Source organism: Amycolatopsis sp. NPDC004079, assembly GCF_040610415.1.
Lineage (GTDB): Bacteria > Actinomycetota > Actinomycetes > Mycobacteriales > Pseudonocardiaceae > Amycolatopsis > Amycolatopsis halotolerans.
The window spans coordinates 92,807-111,671 of the sequence record NZ_JBEXMH010000027.1 but is presented as its reverse complement, the minus strand read 5'-3'; the positions used below and the strand labels follow the sequence as shown (position 1 = coordinate 111,671).

General features: G+C 69.5%; 12 protein-coding genes and 1 pseudogene. All 13 read right to left on the bottom strand.

The features are described 5' to 3' along the window. Positions 1-111 precede the first annotated feature (111 nt). The 13 genes and pseudogenes from ABZX37_RS26340 to ABZX37_RS26280 all read right to left on the bottom strand — a co-directional run bounded on the left by ABZX37_RS26340 (position 112) and on the right by ABZX37_RS26280 (position 18,851). Complete coding sequence (locus ABZX37_RS26340) at positions 112-3,420, bottom strand: serine hydrolase (RefSeq protein ID WP_354743808.1); 3,309 nt, start codon at positions 3,418-3,420, stop codon at positions 112-114. Continuing rightward, positions 3,417-4,388 carry an ABC transporter ATP-binding protein gene (locus ABZX37_RS26335; RefSeq protein ID WP_354743806.1) on the bottom strand — a complete coding sequence of 324 codons (972 nt, stop codon included), beginning with the start codon at positions 4,386-4,388 and terminating at the stop codon, positions 3,417-3,419. Before ABZX37_RS26335 ends, ABZX37_RS26340 begins: the two co-directional genes overlap by 4 nt. 127 nt (positions 4,389-4,515) lie before the next feature. Continuing rightward, a pseudogene (locus ABZX37_RS26330) lies at positions 4,516-6,423 on the bottom strand (dipeptide/oligopeptide/nickel ABC transporter permease/ATP-binding protein); the annotation flags it as partial. A 1-nt stretch (position 6,424) separates the two neighbouring features. Beyond that, on the bottom strand, positions 6,425-7,405 hold the full coding sequence (locus ABZX37_RS26325; RefSeq protein ID WP_354743804.1) for an ABC transporter permease: 981 nt from the start codon (positions 7,403-7,405) through the stop codon (positions 6,425-6,427). Beyond that, positions 7,405-8,997, bottom strand: a complete 1,593-nt coding sequence (locus ABZX37_RS26320) for an ABC transporter substrate-binding protein (protein ID WP_354743802.1) — start codon at positions 8,995-8,997, stop codon at positions 7,405-7,407. Before ABZX37_RS26320 ends, ABZX37_RS26325 begins: the two co-directional genes overlap by 1 nt. 10 nt (positions 8,998-9,007) lie before the next feature. Continuing rightward, a complete protein-coding gene (locus ABZX37_RS26315) occupies positions 9,008-9,901 on the bottom strand; it encodes a serine hydrolase (RefSeq protein WP_354743800.1) in 894 nt (297 codons plus the stop codon). Further along, positions 9,898-11,283: a serine hydrolase gene (locus ABZX37_RS26310; protein ID WP_354743798.1), complete on the bottom strand. Its 1,386-nt coding sequence runs from the start codon at positions 11,281-11,283 to the stop codon at positions 9,898-9,900. The genes ABZX37_RS26315 and ABZX37_RS26310 overlap by 4 nt, the downstream gene beginning before the upstream one ends. A 119-nt stretch (positions 11,284-11,402) precedes the next feature. Beyond that, the gene (locus tag ABZX37_RS26305) at positions 11,403-12,290 is read right to left on the bottom strand and encodes a serine hydrolase (protein WP_354743796.1); all 888 of its coding nucleotides are present in this window, start codon (positions 12,288-12,290) and stop codon (positions 11,403-11,405) included. Between the two features lie 172 nt (positions 12,291-12,462). Then, on the bottom strand, positions 12,463-14,115 hold the full coding sequence (locus tag ABZX37_RS26300; protein WP_354743794.1) for a helix-turn-helix domain-containing protein: 1,653 nt from the start codon (positions 14,113-14,115) through the stop codon (positions 12,463-12,465). Between the two features lie 77 nt (positions 14,116-14,192). Continuing rightward, the gene (gene menC, locus ABZX37_RS26295) at positions 14,193-15,299 is read right to left on the bottom strand and encodes an o-succinylbenzoate synthase (RefSeq protein ID WP_354743793.1); all 1,107 of its coding nucleotides are present in this window, start codon (positions 15,297-15,299) and stop codon (positions 14,193-14,195) included. Next, the gene (locus ABZX37_RS26290) at positions 15,296-16,174 is read right to left on the bottom strand and encodes a GNAT family N-acetyltransferase (protein WP_354743791.1); all 879 of its coding nucleotides are present in this window, start codon (positions 16,172-16,174) and stop codon (positions 15,296-15,298) included. Before ABZX37_RS26290 ends, menC begins: the two co-directional genes overlap by 4 nt. Before the next feature lie 47 nt (positions 16,175-16,221). Continuing rightward, positions 16,222-17,379, bottom strand: a complete 1,158-nt coding sequence (locus ABZX37_RS26285; RefSeq protein WP_354743789.1) for a M20 family metallopeptidase — start codon at positions 17,377-17,379, stop codon at positions 16,222-16,224. Next, positions 17,376-18,851, bottom strand: a complete 1,476-nt coding sequence (locus ABZX37_RS26280; RefSeq protein ID WP_354743787.1) for an amidohydrolase family protein — start codon at positions 18,849-18,851, stop codon at positions 17,376-17,378. The genes ABZX37_RS26285 and ABZX37_RS26280 overlap by 4 nt, the downstream gene beginning before the upstream one ends. Positions 18,852-18,865 lie beyond the last annotated feature (14 nt).

The following is an 18,865-nucleotide window of genomic DNA, read 5'->3' as shown; positions in this document are numbered from 1 at the left end:
CTGGTGGGGGGGTCCCGTTGTCCGTGAAGGGCTCCTTGAGGGAATCAGATTCCCTCAAGGAGCCCTTCACGGACCACAACCCGGCTTCTGCTCCGGGGTCCGGGGTCTGTGTCAGGCCACCTTGGGCGTCGCCCGCGCGCCGAAGTGCATATACGGCTCGCCGGTCGGCAGCGTGTAGAACAGCACCGGCGTCCAGAACTGCCCGCCCGGCATCCGGAGCACGAACAGCGTGTCCGAGATCGCCACCAGGTCGAACTCCTGGACCTTGTCCGGCATCAGTTCCGCCAGCGGTCCGGTGGTGGTGTACACGACGCGCAAACCGCCCTCGCGCTCCACCACCTCGACGTGTGCGCCAGCCCGTTCGTACACGCCGAGGTGCCGGCTCGCGTCCACGGTGACCGGCGTGGCCGGGGGTTCGAGCGGACGCGGCATGGCGACGTCGGCGAGTTCGGCGAAGATCTCCCGGTACAGCTCGGTGTACAGATCCCGTGCGTGGCCGCCGTTCGTCAGCAGCGTGACCGCGAGGCCCGCGTCCGGCAGCAGGCGCAGGAACGCCGACTGGCCGATCGTGTTGCCGTCGTGGCCGATGACGCGGCGGCCGTTCCAGCCGTCGCGGATCCAGCCGAGGCCCCACGAATCGCCGAGGGTGTGCTTGTCCGGGACGTCAGCCTGCTTCTCCGCCATCGCCGCGGCCGATTCCGCCGACAGGATCCGCGTGCCGTCCGCGGTCAGGCCGCCGGTGAGGTGCAGGCGGGCGAAGGCGAGGACGTCCGCGGTGCGCGCGGTGATCAGACCGGCCGGTCCGGCCGAGCGCGGCAGCTGCCAGACCGGGGCCGGAACCGGGTCAGCGCCGTCCGGCGCGACGTGGCCGACGGCGGCGCGGAACAGCAGCGCCTCTTCCGGCAGCGTGACGGTGTGGGTGAGGCCGAGCGGGGTGTACAGCTTGTCCCGCATCGCGGCGTCCCAGGTCTTCCCGGTGAGCTTCTCGATCACCCGGCCCATGAGCACGAAACCCGAGTTGCAGTAGGAGAAAGTCGCGCCGAGAGGATGGTTCTGCGCGGCTTCGTCCAGCAGGTCGACAAACTTCTCGAGGCAATCGTCGCCGCGGCCGGTGTCGGTGAAGATGTCGCCGTCGATGCCGCTGGTGTGCGTCAGCAGATGCCGCATGGTGACGCGTTTGGTCACCTCCGGGTCCGACAGGCGCAGTTCGGGCAGCACGTCCAGGATCGGGGCGTCGAGGTCGAGCAGGCCTTCGTCAACGAGCTGCATCACCACGGTCGACGTCCACACCTTGGAGATCGAGCCGATCTGGAACAGCGAATCCTCGGTGACCTCGACCTCGGTCGTCTTGTTCAGCACGCCGTGGGTCGCGAACACCTCCTCGCCGGTGTCGACGCGCAGGATGCCCAGCGACGCACCGGGAACGTCGTGCTTGCGCGCCAGTTCCGCCAGGCGACGGCTCCAGTGCGCGGCGTCGATCGGCACCCGCGAACCGGCGTACTGCTCGATCCAGTCGACCACGCGCTGGTTGTAGTCAGCGCGGTGCGAAGGCGGACCGTCCAAAACGAACAGATGCGCGCCGCCCGGGTACAGCACCAGCCGGGACGGCACGTCGCGCTCGCGCAGCGCGGTGAACCACTGCTCGGCCTGCCCGACCGGGCACCGGACGTCTTCGCCGCCCTGGAGGATCAACGTCGGCGTGCGGACCTGCTCGACCTGCGCGTGCGGCGAGGACTTCTCGTACTTGCCCGACGAAAGCCCGGAGAATTCGTTGACTGCCATGTAGTGGCCGCCGTCGGACGTCCCGGCCAGGCTGGTCAGGTCGCTGACGACGCCACCGGCGACCGCGGCGGCGAATCGGTCGTCGCGGCTGGTGAGGTAGCAGGTCATGTAGCCGCCATAGCTGTATCCGGTGACGGCGAGGCGGTCCGGGTCGGCGAGGCCTTCGGCGACGAGCTGGTCGATCGGCTCGAGGAAGTCCGGCGCGTCCGCGCTGCCCCACGCGCCGATCGCCGCGGTGAAGAACTCTTCGCCGTAGCCGTCGCTGGCTCGCGGGTTGATCAGCAGCACTGCCCAGCCGCGCGCGGCAAGTGTTTGGTGGTACAGGTGAATCGAATCCGCCGCGCCGTTCCACGAGTTGTGCGGGCCGCCGTGGATGTCGATCAGCAGCGGCTGCGGGCCAGTGCGTTCGGGGTCGCGGATGAGCCAGCCCTGGACGACAGTGCCGTCGCTGATGGTGAATTCGCGCGACTCGCGGCCGAACAATTCCACTTCGGACACTGTGTCGCCGTGCTTCGTGCGCACGTCGACCGAACCCGTGGCACGGTCGAGAACGGCGACCTCGCCGAAGGAATCGCTGGTAGCCAGCACAATCGCCGCTTGGCCGCCGACCAAGTCCACTCCGGACACCACGTTGCCGTCGCCCACCAGCACCGGACGCGGGTCTCCGCCGGCAAGGTCCACTTCGTACAGATGGGTGCAGCCGCGGTCGCGGATCGCGAACAGCACGACGTCGCCCGCCTCGTTCAGCTGCGGCAGCGCGCCCGGGTAGCCGGGGCCGCCGGCCATCACGTTGCGGTCGAGGCTGGCGGCCAGGTTGACCGTCTCGCCGCCGTCCAGCGGAACGCGCAGCAGACCGAGGTGCCCGGTGATGGTGTCGGTGCGGCCGACCACTAGCAGCGCCTTGCCGTCGGTGGTCCAGCCGACCGTGCCCGCCATGCCCTGGTCAGTGCCGACCAGGCGCGGTTCGGCGTTCCGCTCGGTGACGTCGAGGACGTAGGCGGAGGACCGGAAGGTGAGGTCGGCGTCGTCGTCAAGGGACGCGGTGAACGCGACGTGCTTGCCGTCGGGCGACCAGGCGGGCTGGCCCGCGTGCCAATCGCCGAAGGTGCGCTGCTGGACTTCGCCGGTGGCGACGTCGAGGACGTGGATGTGGCCGCGGAGGGTCTTCAGCAGGCCGGGGCCGTCGGACTTGTAGTCCAGCCGCTCGGCGACGATCGGTGTGTTCGCCGGCGGCGCTTCGACAATCGCGGCGAGGTCGATCGCCGAGGAGAACGCGATCTTGCTGCCGTCCGGGCTCCACACCGGTGCGCCCGCGCCGAGCGGGAGCTTGGTGAGCTGCTCAGCCTCGCCGCCGTCCGCCGGGAGGACCCACACCTGCGGCGGACCGTCCTGGGCGCGCAGGAACGCCAACCGGGAACCGTCCGGAGCCCATTTCGGTGCCGCGTCAGCGTTTCCGCGGGTGAGCTGGCGGGCCTCGCCGGAGGCGGTGCCGACCGTCCAGAGCGCGTCGACGTTCCGGTCCTCCTCCCGGTCCGCGGTCCGCAGCACGTAGACGATGCGGCTGCCGTCCGGCGAAAGCGCGGGCTGGCTGGGCGCGGCGAGGGCGTACAGGTCATCGATGCCGAGACGGCGGGTCATACGCTGGCTCCTTGAGAGATCGCGGGCTCGTGGCCCTCGGATTCGCTGAAGTGGCAGGCCGAGGCGTGCCGCCGGGGCGCGGCGTCCTCGGCCGGATCCGCCCGGAGGCAGATCTCACGGTCGCTCCGCACGAGCGGGCCGACCGGGCAGCGCGGGTGGTACCGGCATCCGGCGGGCGGATGGTGCGGGTCGGCCGGTTCCGCGTCCGCGGTCGCGCCGGGTTCGAGGTCGAACAGCGACTTGTGCGCCGACGGGGCGGCATCGAGCAGGTCGCGGGTGTAGGGATGCTGCGGATCGGTGAGCACCTGCGCGGCCGGTCCGGCTTCGACGATCCGGCCGAGGTACATCACCGCGACGAAATCGCTGAGATACCGGATCACGGCGAGGTTGTGCGAGATGAACAGCATCGACAGGTCGAGTTGCCGCTGCACTTCACGCACGAGATTGAGCACCGCGCCCTGCACCGAAACGTCGAGCGCGGAAGTGATCTCGTCGGCGATCAACGCTTCCGGCTGACCCGCGAGCGCCCGGGCGAGCGCGACGCGTTGCCGCTGGCCGCCGGAGAGCTGGCCCGGCAGGTGCGCGGCACGTTCCGGATCGAGGTTCACCAGCTCCAGCAGCCGGGCGACCTCGGCTCGGCGATCCGTCCCGCGCGGCATGGCTTCGGCGATCGACTCGCCGATGGTCATCCGCGGGTTGAGCGAGGAATACGGGTCCTGGAACACCATCTGCAGCGGGCGCCGGCGCGGGAGTTTCCGCACGTCCACGCCGCCGAGCAGCACCCGCCCCGCACTCACCGGCGACAGTCCGACGGCCGCCCGGGCGAGCGTCGACTTGCCGGAACCCGATTCGCCGACCAGGCCGACGACCTTGCCCGCCGGGACGGTCAGCGAAACGCCGTCCACCGCGGTGAGCCCGCGCCGTCCGCCGTACCGGACGCTGACCGAGTCGAAGACCAACTCGCTCATTCCGCTCCTCCCTCGTCCGACCTTGCCTCGCCGCGCCGACTGTCCGTGAGGGGAACCCTGAGGGACTCTGAGTCCCTCAGGGTTCCCCTCACGGACCTTGGCCAGCGGGGGCGAAGCGGGGCGGTCATTTCGCACCTCCAGAGGTGGCGGTGGCGCCCACTGCTTCCGACACTGCCGCATCCGGATGCCAGCACGCCACCCGATGTTCCGGCGCGAGCACGGTCAGTTCCGGGTCCTCCTCGCGACACTGGTCGGTCGCCACCGGACAGCGGCTCGCGAACGCGCAGCCGGACGGCATCTGGTCCGGTTCCGGCGGACGGCCGGGGATCACCGCGAGCGGCGCGTCCGGGTCCGTCTCCAGGTCGATCGTCGTGGCCAGCAGCGCCCGCGTGTACGGGTGCCGCGGCGTGATGTCCGGTCCGGCGGCGGGGAGATCCTCCACGATCCGTCCGGCGTACATCACCAGGATCCGTTCGCACGTCTGGGAAACGACCGCGATGTCGTGACTAATCAGGATGATCGCGGTATCGCGTTCGGCGCGGGTCTGGGCCAGCAACCGCAGCAATTGCCGTTGCACGGTCACGTCCAGCGCCGTTGTCGGTTCGTCGGCGATGATCAGCCGCGGGTCGCCCATCAGGCCCATGCCGATCATCGCGCGCTGCCGCATGCCGCCGGAAAACTCGTGCGGGTACTGCTTCGCCCGCCGTTCCGCCGCCGGAATGCGTACCGCGCGCAGCCGGTCGACTGCTCGCTCCAACGCCTTGGTTCGCGAGAGTCCTTGGTGCTGCTCGGAAACCTCGGCGAGCTGACGGCCGATCCGCCGGGTGGGGTTGAACGACGTCATCGGGTCCTGGAACACCATGGCCAGCGACGTCCCGAGCAGCGTCCGCAATTCGCGTTCCGGCGTGGTGAGCACGGGAGTTCCGGCGAAGTCCAGCCGGTCCGCGGTCACCGAACCGGGCGATTCGATCAGCCGCGACACCGCGAGTCCGGTCAAGCTCTTGCCCGAACCGGATTCGCCGACCACTCCGATCGCCTCGCCCGCTCGTACGGTGAAGCTCACGCCGCGCACCGGAACCGTCCAGCCCGTCGGGCGGGGGAAGGCGACTTCCAGGTTCTCGACGACCAGCACAGCGTCATCCGCGGCAGCTGGGTCCACTTTGGACTTTCGCAGCACGCGAGGAGTGAGCCGTGGCAACCGGGTTCGCACGCCGATCACTCCGGCGACAGTCTCGCCGAAGAGGTTGAACGCGAGCCCCGCGAGGACCACCGCGACGCCGGGAGCGAGCGCCGCCGCCGGGTTGACGTAGATGCCGTTGAGGCCTTCGTTGAGCAGTCGCCCCCAGTCGTAATCCGGGGCCTGCACACCGATCCCGAGGAACGACAGCCCGGAGAACGCCAGCAGCGAACCACCGGCGCCGATGGTGGCGTTGACCGCCAGCGGCTCGCCGATGTTCGGCAGAATGTGCCGGAACAGCAACCGGATCCGGCCGACACCGGCCACTCGGGCGGCGGACACGAAGTCCCGTCCGGCCACGGAAGCCGACAGCGTCTGCGTCAGCCGGGCGAACTGCGGAGCCAGCGCGAACCCGATCGCCATCACCGCACCTTGGGTGCCCACGCCGAAAATGACCGCGAAGAACAGCACCAGCAGCAGCCCCGGGAACGCGACCGCGATGTTCACCGCCGCCGTCAGCAATCTGCCCAGCGGGCGCGGCAGCACCGCGGGCAGCATGCCGAGCACCAGGCCGGTCGCGACGCCGAGTGCCGCGGCGATCAGCGCCAGCAGCACCGAAAGCCGGGTCGCCACCAGCACCCGGTAGAAAATGTCGCGGCCCAGTTCGTCGGTGCCGACCAGGTGGTCGCCCGACGGGCCCTGGCCGATCGCGTTCGTGTCGATCGCCGAAGCCGCGTCCTGCCACAGGATCGGGCCCAGCACCGCGACCGCGATCACCAGTACGAGCAGGACGGCGGCGAACGCGCCGAGCGGGGTGCGCACGGCGGCCAGCCACTGTTGTCCGCGCCGTTTCGCCATCTCAGTTCTCCCGGATCGTCGAACGCGGATCGAGGATCGCCAGCAGCACATCCACGATGAGGTTCACCAGCAGCACGCCGATGCCGTACACGAGCACGATCCCCTGCACCAGCGGATAGTCCTTCTGCAGAATGGATTGCGAGATCGTCGAACCGAGGCCCGGCCACGCGAACACGTTCTCCACCAGCACAGTGCCCGCGACGAGGCTGGTGAGCATCAGCCCGCCGAGCGTCAGCGTCGCGGTCAGCGCGTTCGGCAGCGCGTGGCGCAGGTAGACGATCCGGGCGGGCAGCCGTTTCGCTCGCGCGGTGCGGACGAAATCGTTGCCCAGCACGGAAAGCGTCTCCACCCGGACGATCCGGGACATCGTCGAGGTCGGACCCAGTGCCAACGCGATGATCGGCAGCACGAGCGAACCCGCGCCCTCGTGGCCGGCCACCGGGAACCAGCCGAGCTGCACCGCGAAGAACGCCACCAGCGCCACCGCGACGAGGAATTCCGGGATCGCGGCGAACAGCACGGTGGTCGAGGTGAAGCCGAGTTCGGCGCCGCGACGGCGACCGCCGCGAGTCAGCACGGCGAAGGTCAGGCCGAGCGGGATCGCCAGCCCGATGACCACCACGAACGCGGGCAAGGCCAGCTGCAGCGTCGCCGGGAGCCGGTCGGAGATGACGTCGCCGACCGGTTGCCCGGTCAGCATCGACGTGCCGAAATCACCGCGGATCAGCCCGCCGAAATAGTCGAGGTACTGCTGCCACAGCGGATGGTCCAGGCCGAGCGCGGCGCGGCGGGCGTTGACCATCTCGATCGGCGCGGTCAGGCCCAGCGCCGAACGCACCGGGTCGCCCGGGATCAGCTGGATCATCAGGAACGCCATGGTCACCAGCACCCACAGCGACACCACGAACCGCCCGAGGCGGCGGGCGCCGAAGGCCAGCCAGGGGCTGACCTTCGGGCCCGCGACGGCGATCGCGCCGGTCATCAGGCGTACATCCGGATGGTGGTCGGCTTGAGGTAGCCGTTGACGATGTCGAACTTCGCGTTGCTGCCGTAGGTCGGGACCACCGTGTTCGCGAACTGCACGACGTCCTGCTTCTCGAACAGCGCCGATTCCGCGGCCATCCAGTCCGCGCAGCCCGCTTGCCCGGCCTGGGCGGACGCCTTGGCGACCAGCGCGTCGTACTGCGGGTTCTTGATGTGCGCGAAGTTCGTGCCCTCCGGCGGCTGCCCGCCGGACATGAACGGCACCAGCTGGCTGGGCAGGGTGAGGCCGAGCGGAGCCATCGAGATGTCCCACTCGCCGGTGGCGAACAGCGCCTGGCTGAGGCCGGGGCTGTCGACGCCCTTGAGCTGGACGTCGACGCCGACGCTCTTCCAGCCCTGCTGCATCAGCTCCGCGCCAGGGGCCATCGTCGGTCCGGCCTGCGTGCCGTAGATCGCGGTCAGCGACAGCCGCTTCCCGTCCTTGACGCGAATGCCGTCCGGCCCCGGCTTCCAGCCCGCCTGATCGAGTGCTGCCTTGGCCGCGGCGACGTCGAATCCAGGGATCTTGCCGGTGACCGAATCGCCGTCGCAGGGCCGCGGTTCGATGGTGACCATGCCCTTGACCGGCGCGCTGCCGTCCCGGGTCAGCACCTTCGCGACCTGCGGGAGGTCGAGCGCCTGGGTCAGCGCGCGGCGCATCGCCTGGTCGGCGCCGAACCGGCCGGGAGCCTGGTTGAAGAACAGCTCGCCGAACGGGGAGACGATGTCGGAGTGGTACAGCCGCTGCGCCTTGAGCCGCTGCTGGTCCTGCCCGATCACCGAGCCGGCATTGACCTCTCCGGACAGCAGCAGGTTCGACATCGTCGTCATGTTCGGAACGACCCGGACGACGATCTTGTCCGGCAGGCCCTGCTGCTTCGGGTCGAACTGGCCAGGACCCCAGGTGTAGTCCTTGCGCCGGGTCAGGGTGTAGTGGTCGTTCGGGACGATCTCGGACACGGCGAACATGCCGGTGCCGTTCTCTCCCTTGGCGAGCGTCTTCCGGTCGGCCATTCCCTTGGCGCAGACGATCGGCAGACCGGCGATGTTGCGGAGCAGGAACGCGTCCGGCGCGCCGCTGGTGATCTTGACCGTGCCCTCGCCGGCGACCGCTTTGGTGCCGCTCTTCACCGTGACGCCCGCCAGCGGGGACTTGTTCGCCGGGTCGCCGATGAAGTTGATGTTCGCCGCCACGTCGTTCGCGGTCAGCGGACTCCCGTCGGCGCAGGTGACCCCCTTGCGCAGGGTGAACGAAGCGGTGGTCGTGTCCGCTTCCCACTTCTCCGCGAGCGCCGCCTCCGGCTGGCCCTTGGAGTCGAGGTTGATCAGGGAGTCGTAGAGGAACCCGTCGATATTGCGGGCGACCGACAGCACGGTGATCGCCGGGTCGAGCGTTCCCGGATCGGTCGGGATCGCATAGGTGAAAGTCTTGCCGTCGACCAGTTTCTGGTTCGCGGTCCGGTCCGTCCCGGATTGCGCTGATCCCCCGCACGCGCTCACGGTCAAGGCCACCACGCCCGCCATCGCGGCGGTGAGCCGGGCAGTTTTCATGGGATTTCTCCTACGGGGTCGCGCTCTGGAGGTGGTCGAGCGCCAGCCGGGCGGCGGCGCCGATGGACGCGTCGACCGCGGGAAGGCGGTCTTCGAGAGAATGCGCGCGAGTGAACACCGCGACCGCGAACCGGCGGCCGTCCCCCAGGGTCACCACGCCCGCTTCGTTGCGGATTCCGGGCAGCGTCCCGGTTTTCGCCGCCACCCGCACGCCGGACGGGAAGCCCGACGACAATCGGTGCGGCCAGATCTGCTGCGCCATGATCGTGCGAACCCGTTCGCACGCTTCGGGTTCGCCTGCCCGGTCGGTCCAGATCGCGTCGAGCAGCGTCGTGATCTCGCGCGGCGTGGACGACGTGGTGCGCTCCGGATCGCGGACCGACAGCTTGTCCATCTGCTCCGGCGTCGCTTCGCTGAACAGCGCTTCGAGGTCGGAGTCCGGGGCGCCGCCGAGATCCGCGATGACAGACGCGAACAGGTCCTCGCAGCAGCCGATCAGCCGGGTGCGGGCGAGCCCGAGATCGGCCAGCACGCGGTCCACCGTTTCCTGGCCGAGCCGGTGGTAGAGGACGTCGGTCGCGGCGTTGTCGCTCATCGTCAGCATGAAGTGCGCGAGGTCGCGCCAGCTCATCTCGACGTCGTCGGCGCAGCCCGCGGTGCCGATGCCGCCGATGCGGTACCGCGCGGTCACCTTGGTCCGTTCGGTGTCGTCGAGACGTCCGGCGGCGACCTCGCGGGCATAGGCGAGCGCCACCGGGATCTTGAACACCGAGGCCAGGACGACCGGGTCGTCTCCGCCCGCCGACACTTCGGGGCCCTGCACGCCGATCTCCCGGGCGTGCAGGAACCCTTCCGCGCCAGCGTCGGCGAAGACGGCCTCGATCTGTTCGCGGATCCCGCTCACTGCGAGACCCGTCGGTCCGCGCGTCCGGTGTGCATGAACTGCGCGCGGCCGTTGCCGTCGTCACCGATGAACGCGTGTGCCATGTAGACACCGGGCAACTGCGCGGTTTTCGCGACGAACGTGTCGCCCCGGCTCGGCAGCAGTTCTTCCTTCCCCGAGGGTGCGCCGATCTCGGCGAAGATTCCCTTCGGAGTGCGGCTCATCCAGAGCTTGCCGTCCTCCTCGGTGACGACCGTGTCGGCGACCATCGACGAGTACTCGCCCACGTACCGGGAAAAGTCGGCCGGAGCGGCCGCGGGATTCGGCTCGGGCCGTGCCGGAACGGTGACGCCCGCGAGTTCGTCCAGCAGCTTCGTGAAAATCTCCTGGTACACGTGCATCGGCTGACCGCCGTTGGTCAGCAGCGCGACCGCGACGCCCTTCTCCGGAACCACGCGCAGGAAGGCCGACTGGCCGATGGTGCCGCCGTCGTGGCCGATGACCTTGCCGCCGTCCCAGTCGAAGAGCATCCAGCCGAGGCCCCAGTGCTCGGCCATGCCGAGGTCGGGCACGTCCACCTGCGATTCGCGCATCGCGAGCAGCGATTCCGGCAGGACCACCTGGGTGCCGTCGTCGGCCTTGCCCTCGTTCAGGTGCATCCGGACGAACGTCAGCAGGTCGCGCGGGCGCATCGCGAGCGTCGAACCGGCGGGCGAGTTCGAGCGGGTGAGCGCCCAGATCGGCGCGGGCACCGGGTCCTCGCCCGGCTTCGGGGAAACGTGGCCGATCGCGGCGCGGTAGCGGATCGCGTCGTACGGGCCGGATGCCGCGTGGGTCAGGCCGAGCGGCGCGAAGAGGTGGTCGCGCACGCAGTCGTCCCAGCACTTGCCGCGCAGCACCTCGATCACGCGGCCGAGCACGCAGTAGCCAGCGTTGTTGTAGGAGAACCGCTCGCCCGGCGGGAAGAGCTGCGGCACGTCGGACAGCGTCGCGACGAGCTTCTCCACGCAGTCGTCGCCGGGTCCGGTGTCGGTGAAGATGTCGCCTTCGAAGCCGGCGGTGTGACAGGTCAGCTGCCGGACGGTGATCGCCGCCGCGGCCTCGTCGTCGCCGAGCACGAACTCGGGAAGGTAGTCGCGCACCGGCCGGTCGAGGTCCAGCTTGCCCTCGTCGACGAGCTGCATCGCGAGCGTGGTCGTCCACACCTTGGTGATCGAGCCGATCTGGAACACCGAGTCCACAGTGGACTCCACGCCGGTGCCCTTGTTCAGGATGCCCGCCGAGTGGTCGATCACCTCGCCGCCGGCGAGCACCGCGATCGCGGCTCCGGGGACCTGATGCTTGGCCAGCAGAGCGGCGAAATTCTCCTGAAGCCAGGTCTCGATCTCGGAAATTTTCGACATGTGCACCTTCTGTCCGGGGGATGGTGGACCGGCGTTTCGGAAATGCTAGGTCGGTGGCGGACGTCACTTGTTCGTCCGGACCGAGGAGAGCCGGGGGAAAGTTCCTCCGCTCCGACGAATCAAGCCGTGCGCAGGGACTCCACCGCCGTCGCCGCGGCGAAACCGATGAACGCGTCGCGCTCGGGCACCCTCGACCGGGAATCCTCGGCGCGGGTGAAGACGGCGACGGAGTAGCGGCCGCCGTCCGGGTACTCGACCACGCCGACCTCGTTGCGCACGGCGGGCAACGTCCCGGTCTTGCCGCTGGTGCGGATGCGATCGTCCGGGAACCCGGAGCGCAGCCGGTGCGGCCAGACCTGCAGTTCCATCCAGCGCCGGACGTCCGCGCACGCCTCCGGGGCGGCCGCTTCGTCGCGCCAGATCAGCCCCAGCAGCCGGGTCATTTCGGCGGCGGTGGTGCTGCACGATTTCTCCGGTTGCAGCGCGCGCAACCCGGAAACCTGTTCGTAGGTCAGTTCGGCGAGCGCGCGTTCGTCGTCCTCGTAAGAAACCCCGAGATCCTCGCCGATGGTGGCCAGCAGTTCACCGCAGTCCTGCGGCACGACGGTTCGCGTGAATCCGAGGCGCCGCAACGTGCTATTCACCGCGTCTTTGCCGACCTCGGCGAGAATCAGGTCGGTGGCAACGTTGTCACTGATTCCGATCATCAGAATCGCCAAATCGTGCCAGGACATCGAGACGTCGTGCCGGAAGGTGGCGAGACCGTACGGGCTCGGCGTCGGATGCCCGGGCTTGACTGTGATGCGGGTGCCGAGATCGAGCTTTCCTTCGGCGGCCTGGCGGGCCAGTTCCAGCGCGATCGGAACCTTGAACACCGACGCGGGAACGACCGGGACGTCCTGCCCGATGCCGAGACTGCGGGCGCCGTCGACCTCGGCGGCGTGCAGCCGGACCTCGACGCCGACCTCCTCGGCGCGGCGGGCGATCGTTTCGGATGCGGTGGCCATGGCCCTCCTGTCTACTGTGGACTTCTCCGTCAGCAGGCAGGAAGTTCTTGGTGCGACCCGGAAATCACACTGGTCCGGCCTGCCGATTCCCCATTGTCTTGGGCTCGGCGGCGACCGGGGTTGGTGCGTTCGCAGGAAGGTTGCCGCGCGTTTCCCGTCAGGAGAGCAAGACTCAGGCCTCTTCGGGCCGTTCCACCCGCGGCAGCAAGTGCAGTTGCACCATCGCCGCGAACCGGTCCCCCGGGTCGTCCAGATCGATTCCGCCCACTTCGGCCAGCCGGCGCAGCCGGTACCGGAACGTGCTCGGGTGCACGTACGCCGCCGCCGAAGCCGCGCTGATGTCGCCGAACGAATCGAGCCAGCACCGCAGCGTGTGCACCAGCTGCGACTGGTGCTTCGTGTCGTACTCCAGCAACCGCGCGATGGGCCCGGTCGCGACGTCGCCGCGGGCGGCGGACAGGTCGGCCAGTTCCAGCATCAACGCCTCGATGTGCGCGTCCTCGGCGGCGATCACCCGCTTCGAGCCGCCGTTGGTGAGCAGCACCCGCAACGCGCGGTCGGCCCCGTCGCGGGACGCGCGCAAACCGGATCCGTCGAGGGCCAGCGGGCCGATGCCGATCGCGGCGGCGACCCGGCGGCCGGTGCGTTCCAGGAAAGTCGACGCGACGCGCACGGAGCGTTCGCGGCAATCGCCGTGGTTCCCGGGCATCGGGACGATGCCGTACGCGACGTCGCCGACCAGCGCGACCGCCGACCGGGGCTGAACGGCGCTCAGGTGCATGGCGAACGCGTCGGCGACCCGCTGGCGTTCCGCGACCAGCCGAAGATCGTCGTCGGGTGCTTCGATCAGTCCCATGGCGAGCACGATCGTGGGCTGGCCCAGCAACCCGAGGCGCGCGATGGCTTCCTGCGCGCCGGAGCCGCCTTCGAGAGCGGTGCTGACCAGGTCGGCTCGTAACCGGCGTTCGACGTCCGCCCCCGCGCGCAGCCGAAGCATATGCAGCGCAACGATTTTCGAAGCGTCAATCAACGCAGCGGTACGTTCTTCGCTTAGCTCTTTGTCGACAGCGGCCCAAATCGACCCGAGAACCTCGTCACCGGCCCGGACCGCGAGGGCGGCGCGGATCATGACGATCTTCTTGTCGTAGCCGTCGCCCGGATAGACGTAAACCGGGCCTTGATCGCGATAGAGCCGCTCGAAAACGCCGTCCTTCTCCAGCTCGCGAGTGAACCGTTCGGGCACCTGGCGGCCGAGGATCGTCTCGACCCGCGAAGGGTCGGCCTCGTCCTGACGGCCGGAGAACGCGAGCACGCGCGAGTTGCGGTCTTCGATGGTGACCGGCGCGTCGAGCAGCGCGGCGATGGCGTTGGCGAGCGCGAAAAGATCACCGGACGGCATCCCGCCGAGCGTCTGCGGGGAGACATCGCCGACGTCGCCCTCCGCGAGCAGCGTGCGGAGCATGGCGGCCAACTGCGCCCACGACGCGCCGCTGGCAAGCCCGAGCAGCGCGACCCCGGAGGAATTCGCCGCCCGCACGAGTTCCGTCGATGCGGCGACCGGCGCTCGCACGACCAGTGCGGTCGCTCCGCGCGCGGCGACGGTGTGCAGGAGCCGCACGATCTCGCCGGATTCGCGCACGCCGACGCCGAGGACGACCGCCTGTGCCGGGAATTCCGCGTCGTCGTGCGGGTCGTGAATCACCACCCCGCCGAGCTGCCGCCGCGTGTCGCGGCCGACGGCGACCGGTTCGAGGAGCACGTCCCCGAGAGCTTCGAGGACGCGTCCCAGACTCGTGTGCGGTTTGCTCGGCACCGGTGTCAGCACCCCCCGAAGGTAGATCCGGCCTCGTGCGGACCGGCTGGTCCGATCCGACCAAATCTACCTCCGGAATTCGTAGCGGGCTACGAACCGATCCACACCTTTGCCGTGGTCACCTCGTCGAGCAGCTCCGGAATCGGCGCCACGCCGAGACCCGGTCCGGTCGGCACCGGGAGGTGGCCGTCAGACAGCACGAACGGCTCGGTGATGTCGGTTTGATAGAACCGGTCCGACGCCGAGGTGTCGCCGGGCAGGGTGAAGTTCGGCAGCGAGGCCAGCGCGACATTGGCCGCCCGGCCGAGGCCGGTCTCGATCATCCCGCCGCACCACACCGGGATCCCGTGCGCCGCGCACACGTCGTGCACCCGCCGCGCTTCCAGGTAACCGCCGACGCGGCCCGGTTTGATGTTCACGATCTGGACCGCGCCCAGCTTGATGGCGTCCGCCGCCGCGCGCGCCGACACGATCGACTCGTCGAGGCAGATCGGCGTCTGGATCCGGCGGGCCAGCTCGGCGTGGCCGAGCACGTCCTCCTCTTCCAGCGGCTGCTCGATCAGCAGCAGGCCGAACGGGTCGAGCCGGGCCAGCTGCGGCGCGTCGCCGAGGGTGTAGGCGGTGTTCGCGTCGACCTGCAGCAGCACGTCGTCGCCGAAGCGTTCGCGGACCGCGCGCACCGGCTCGACGTCCCAGCCGGGTTCGATCTTCAGCTTGATCCGGACGTATCCCTCGTCGAGGTATCCGCCCACGACGTCGAGCAGCTGCGGGATGGTGTCCATGATCCCGACCGAAACGCCGCACGGCACGGAATCGCGCACCGACCCGAGTTCGGCGGCGAACGACCGCTCGTGCGCGCGGAGTTCGGCGTCGAGCACCGCCATCTCCAGCGCGCCCTTGGCCATCCGGTGGCCCTTGAACTTCGCCAGCAGCGGCGTCACCTTCGCCGCGGTGACGTCTTCCGCGGCCAGCAGCGCCGGGATCAAGTGGTGCCGCAGCACGTGTTCCGCGCCGTCGTTGTACTCCGACGAGTACACCGGCCCGGCCATCGTCACGCATTCGCCCCAGCCCTCGCCGGCTGGCGTGACCGCGCGCAGCAGCAAGAGCTCGCGGACGGACTGGGTGCCGAACGAAGTCCGGAACGGGGCGACGAGCGGCATCTGCACCCGGCGCAGTTCCACACCGCTGAGTTTCACTGCTCCTCCTTGGAGATCACGTAAAAGCCGGCTCGGTCGAAGCCGGTCACCCGGCCCCCGGCGGCCATCAGCCCGCCGAGCGATTCGCGCAGCGCGACCCGCCACGCGTCCGCCTTGCCGGGATCGGCGGTGCGCAAGCCTTCGATGTCGGACGGGACCGCGACGAGCACCACCGGGGCGTCCGCGGCACCGGCGGCCGGACCACCGTCATCGGCCACTTCAAGGGCCACTGCCGCGCCTTGGTCGAGCAACGTCTTCGCGTCGGTGCGGATCGGTTCGCCGAACGCGGCGGTCCGCACTGTCGGACTGGCCAGGTCCCAGGACACCATCAGCCGGTCGGTGTCGCCCGAACCGTTGATGCCGTCCGCCATCGGGCCGTAGAAATCCCGCAGATAACGCACCGGGAGCGCGCCGAGTTTGCCGAGGTTGAAATAGCCGTTGCGGCGCACCAGCGGGTCGAACGTCCATTTGATCGTCGAGACGTCCTGCCCGAGCGCCCAGCCGCGCTGATGCAATTTCAGCGCGTACCCGATTCCGCGACCCGCGCCGGCCTTCGCGACTCCGGCGATGTGACTGTGCAGGCTGCCTTTTCCGGGGTTTCCGAAAAAGCCGACGCACGCACCGAACATTTCTCCGTCGGCGAACGCGCCTGCCACGTAATTCCCCGCCGACGAGAGCGCGCGCAGCAGTTCCGGGTTCACCGGCCGGGTTCCCGGCGCGGACCGCCAGATCGTCTCGAACAGCACTCCGACCGCGGTCATTTCCGCGATCTCGGTGATTTCCCGGACTTCGACCCCCGAGGCGGCAGCCGCCGCTTCAGCGGCCGCGACCGCCTCGTCGCACACTTCCGCCGCGACGGGTCTTTCAGTGTTCATCGCAAGATTCGTCACGGGATGATCCTTTCCCGGCTTCCCCACCGACGTCACCGTCGTGCTCGACCAGAATCGTCCACCGGATTCGTCGGAATCGACGGACTCCCCTTCGTCAGCACGTTCTCCACCAGCGCGGCCAGCAACGCGGTCCGCTTCGGCAATTCCTCGACCAGGACATGTTCGTGATCCGCGTGCGCGCCGCCGCCGACCGCGCCGAGACCGTCGAGCGTCGGCACACCGAGACCCGCGGTGTAATTGCCGTCCGAAGCGCCGCCGACGGCCGCCTCGGTCAATTCCGGCAAGCCCAGTTCCGCGGCCAGTTCCTTTGCCAGCCCGTACAACGCGGCTGACGAAACAGCGTCCAGCGGCGGACGATTGATCCCGCCGGTGACCCGCACCTGCGCTTCGTCGAGGACCGGTCGCAACGCGCGGACTTCGCGGTCGACGCGGAGTTGTTCTTCCTCGTCCCACACGCGCACGTCAACCTCGACCGCAGCCGCGGCGGGCACGGTATTCACCGTGGTGCCAGCCGAAAGCACTGTCGGCACGACGCTGGTCCCACGCTCCGGACTGGCGAGCGCGGCGACGGCGAGCACCTGATGCGCGATCTCGATCCCGGCGTTGATCCCCTTCTCCGGTTCGAGCCCGGCGTGCGAGGCGCGTCCGGTCACCTCGATCCGGTAGTGGGAAACGCCTTTGCGCCGAGTCTTGATCGCGCCGCCGTCCGCGGAAGCTTCCAGCACGAACGCCGCCGCGCAGTCCTGCGCTTCTTCCTCGATCAGCCCGCGCGACGACGGCGAGCCCAGCTCCTCGTCTCCAGTGACCAAAATGGACAGTCCACTCCGGTCTTCCAGCGAAGCCGCGACGTGCAACGCCATCACGACGCCGGTCTTCATGTCGAAGCAGCCCGGACCGCGCAATACCCCGTCCTGCACGGAAAACGGATGCGTCTCCAAAGAGCCCATCGGCCAGACCGTGTCGTGGTGGCCGAGCAGCAGCACGCGCGGCGGACCGTCACCGAACCGCCAGCGCAGATGCGTCCGTCCATCCAGGACAATCCGCTCCGGCTCCACGCCCAGCAACGCCTTGCCGACGCCAGTCAGCACGTCCGCGCTGTGCGCCACCGCGTCGAGATCGGACGACGGGGACTCGCAGCACACCAACGTTTCGATGTCGGCAAGCAAATCGTCCACAGTGAACTCGGTCATCGCGGTTCCCCTCGCAGCGGCTGGCCCGGGAACGCGTCGGTCAGCAGCTGCCCGTCGCGCACCACCGGGGTGCCCGCGACGAACAGGTGCCGGACGCCGACCGCGGGCCGGGTAGCGTCGAAATACGTTGCGGTGTCAGTGATCGTGGCCGGATCGAGGACGACGATGTCCGCGTCCGCGCCGACGTTCAACCGGCCCTTGGCCCGCGCACCGGGCGCGACCTCGTCGAGCACCCGCGCCGGGAGGTAAGAACAGCGCCGAAACGCCTCCAACCAGGTCCAGACGCCAGCCTCGCGCACCATCAGCCGCAGCGACTTCGAGAACGTCCCCGCCGTACGCGGATGTGTCGCACCGCCCGGAGGGAGCGGCCACTCAGTGGATTCGTTGGCCCCGTTCTGCCAGTACACCGGCATCGCGTCGCTCGCGACGATCGAGTCCGGGAAGGCAAGCGCCTGATGCAGGAGAGTGCGATCGGCCGGGTCGTCCTCGTCGAGGAACTCCAGGATGCACGGCGCACCCGGTGTCTCGGCCCGGACCTGCAGCAACCGTCCCTCGTCCGCGATCCGCTCGCCGGTCTCCAGCAGGATCACCCGCGACGGGTTGAGGCCCTTCATCTTCAGCCTCTCCGGCGAGATGAAAGCCGCGCCGACCGCAGTGCTGCCCGCGCCGTACGGATAGGCCTCGACCGTCACCCGCGACCCGGCGGAACGGCCCGACTCCAGCGCGGCGAGCACCCGGTCGATGTGCCGTCCGGAAGTGCTGTTGACGTGGCAGTGATGCATCGCCGCGCCGGTCTCGGCCGCGACGATCGCGATCTCCTCGGACCCGTCGGCCGGCGTGCCCGGATCGACCTCGACCAGCTCGCGGACGTGCGTGTACGTCGGCGCTTCAGCCTGCTTGGCCAGCTTCGCCAACGCCAGGAACTCGGCCGGATCGCTGGCCGGCGCGTACCCGAGCAGCACGCCGACGCCGAGTGCGCCCGCCGCCAGCTCGCCCTCCACCAGCGACAGCCACGCGGCCAGCTCGGTCTTCGACGAGGACCGCTGCCAGGCCGGGTTGCCGAGCACGGAGAGCCCGGTGTTGATGTTCGCGTCCGGCTCGATGCCGGCGAGCACCTTCGCCCGCGCGGACCCCCACGAGGCCGAGAAACCGTAGTGCAGCGGACGCCCCGCCGCGGCGGCCTCGGCGTAGGCCCGTTCGACCGGCATCAGCCCGGCCTCCAGGTCGAGCGCCGTCGTGACGCCGTCCATCGCCTGCAGCCGCTGTCCCGCGATCGTGTGCACGTGGCTGTGCAGATCGATGAACCCCGGCCCGACGATGTACCCGGCGACGTCGATCTCGACCTGGTCGTCCGAGCTCGGCAGTCCCGGTCCGACCGCGATCACCTCGCCGTCGGATACCAGCACGTCAGCTGTGCCGTCGAAGCCCGTAGCCGGGTCGATGACGCGACCGCCACGCAGCAGTGTCCGCATGCTTGCCTCCTCGC

Coding starts and splice junctions, on each gene's coding strand:
- ABZX37_RS26340 (WP_354743808.1), bottom strand. CDS start 3,420: ATGACCCGCCGTCTCGGCATCGATGACCTGTACGCCCTCGCCGCGCCC.
- ABZX37_RS26290 (WP_354743791.1), bottom strand. CDS start 16,174: ATGAACACTGAAAGACCCGTCGCGGCGGAAGTGTGCGACGAGGCGGTC.
- ABZX37_RS26310 (WP_354743798.1), bottom strand. CDS start 11,283: ATGTCGAAAATTTCCGAGATCGAGACCTGGCTTCAGGAGAATTTCGCC.
- ABZX37_RS26285 (WP_354743789.1), bottom strand. CDS start 17,379: ATGACCGAGTTCACTGTGGACGATTTGCTTGCCGACATCGAAACGTTG.
- ABZX37_RS26320 (WP_354743802.1), bottom strand. CDS start 8,997: ATGAAAACTGCCCGGCTCACCGCCGCGATGGCGGGCGTGGTGGCCTTG.
- ABZX37_RS26325 (WP_354743804.1), bottom strand. CDS start 7,405: ATGACCGGCGCGATCGCCGTCGCGGGCCCGAAGGTCAGCCCCTGGCTG.
- ABZX37_RS26305 (WP_354743796.1), bottom strand. CDS start 12,290: ATGGCCACCGCATCCGAAACGATCGCCCGCCGCGCCGAGGAGGTCGGC.
- ABZX37_RS26280 (WP_354743787.1), bottom strand. CDS start 18,851: ATGCGGACACTGCTGCGTGGCGGTCGCGTCATCGACCCGGCTACGGGC.
- ABZX37_RS26335 (WP_354743806.1), bottom strand. CDS start 4,388: ATGAGCGAGTTGGTCTTCGACTCGGTCAGCGTCCGGTACGGCGGACGG.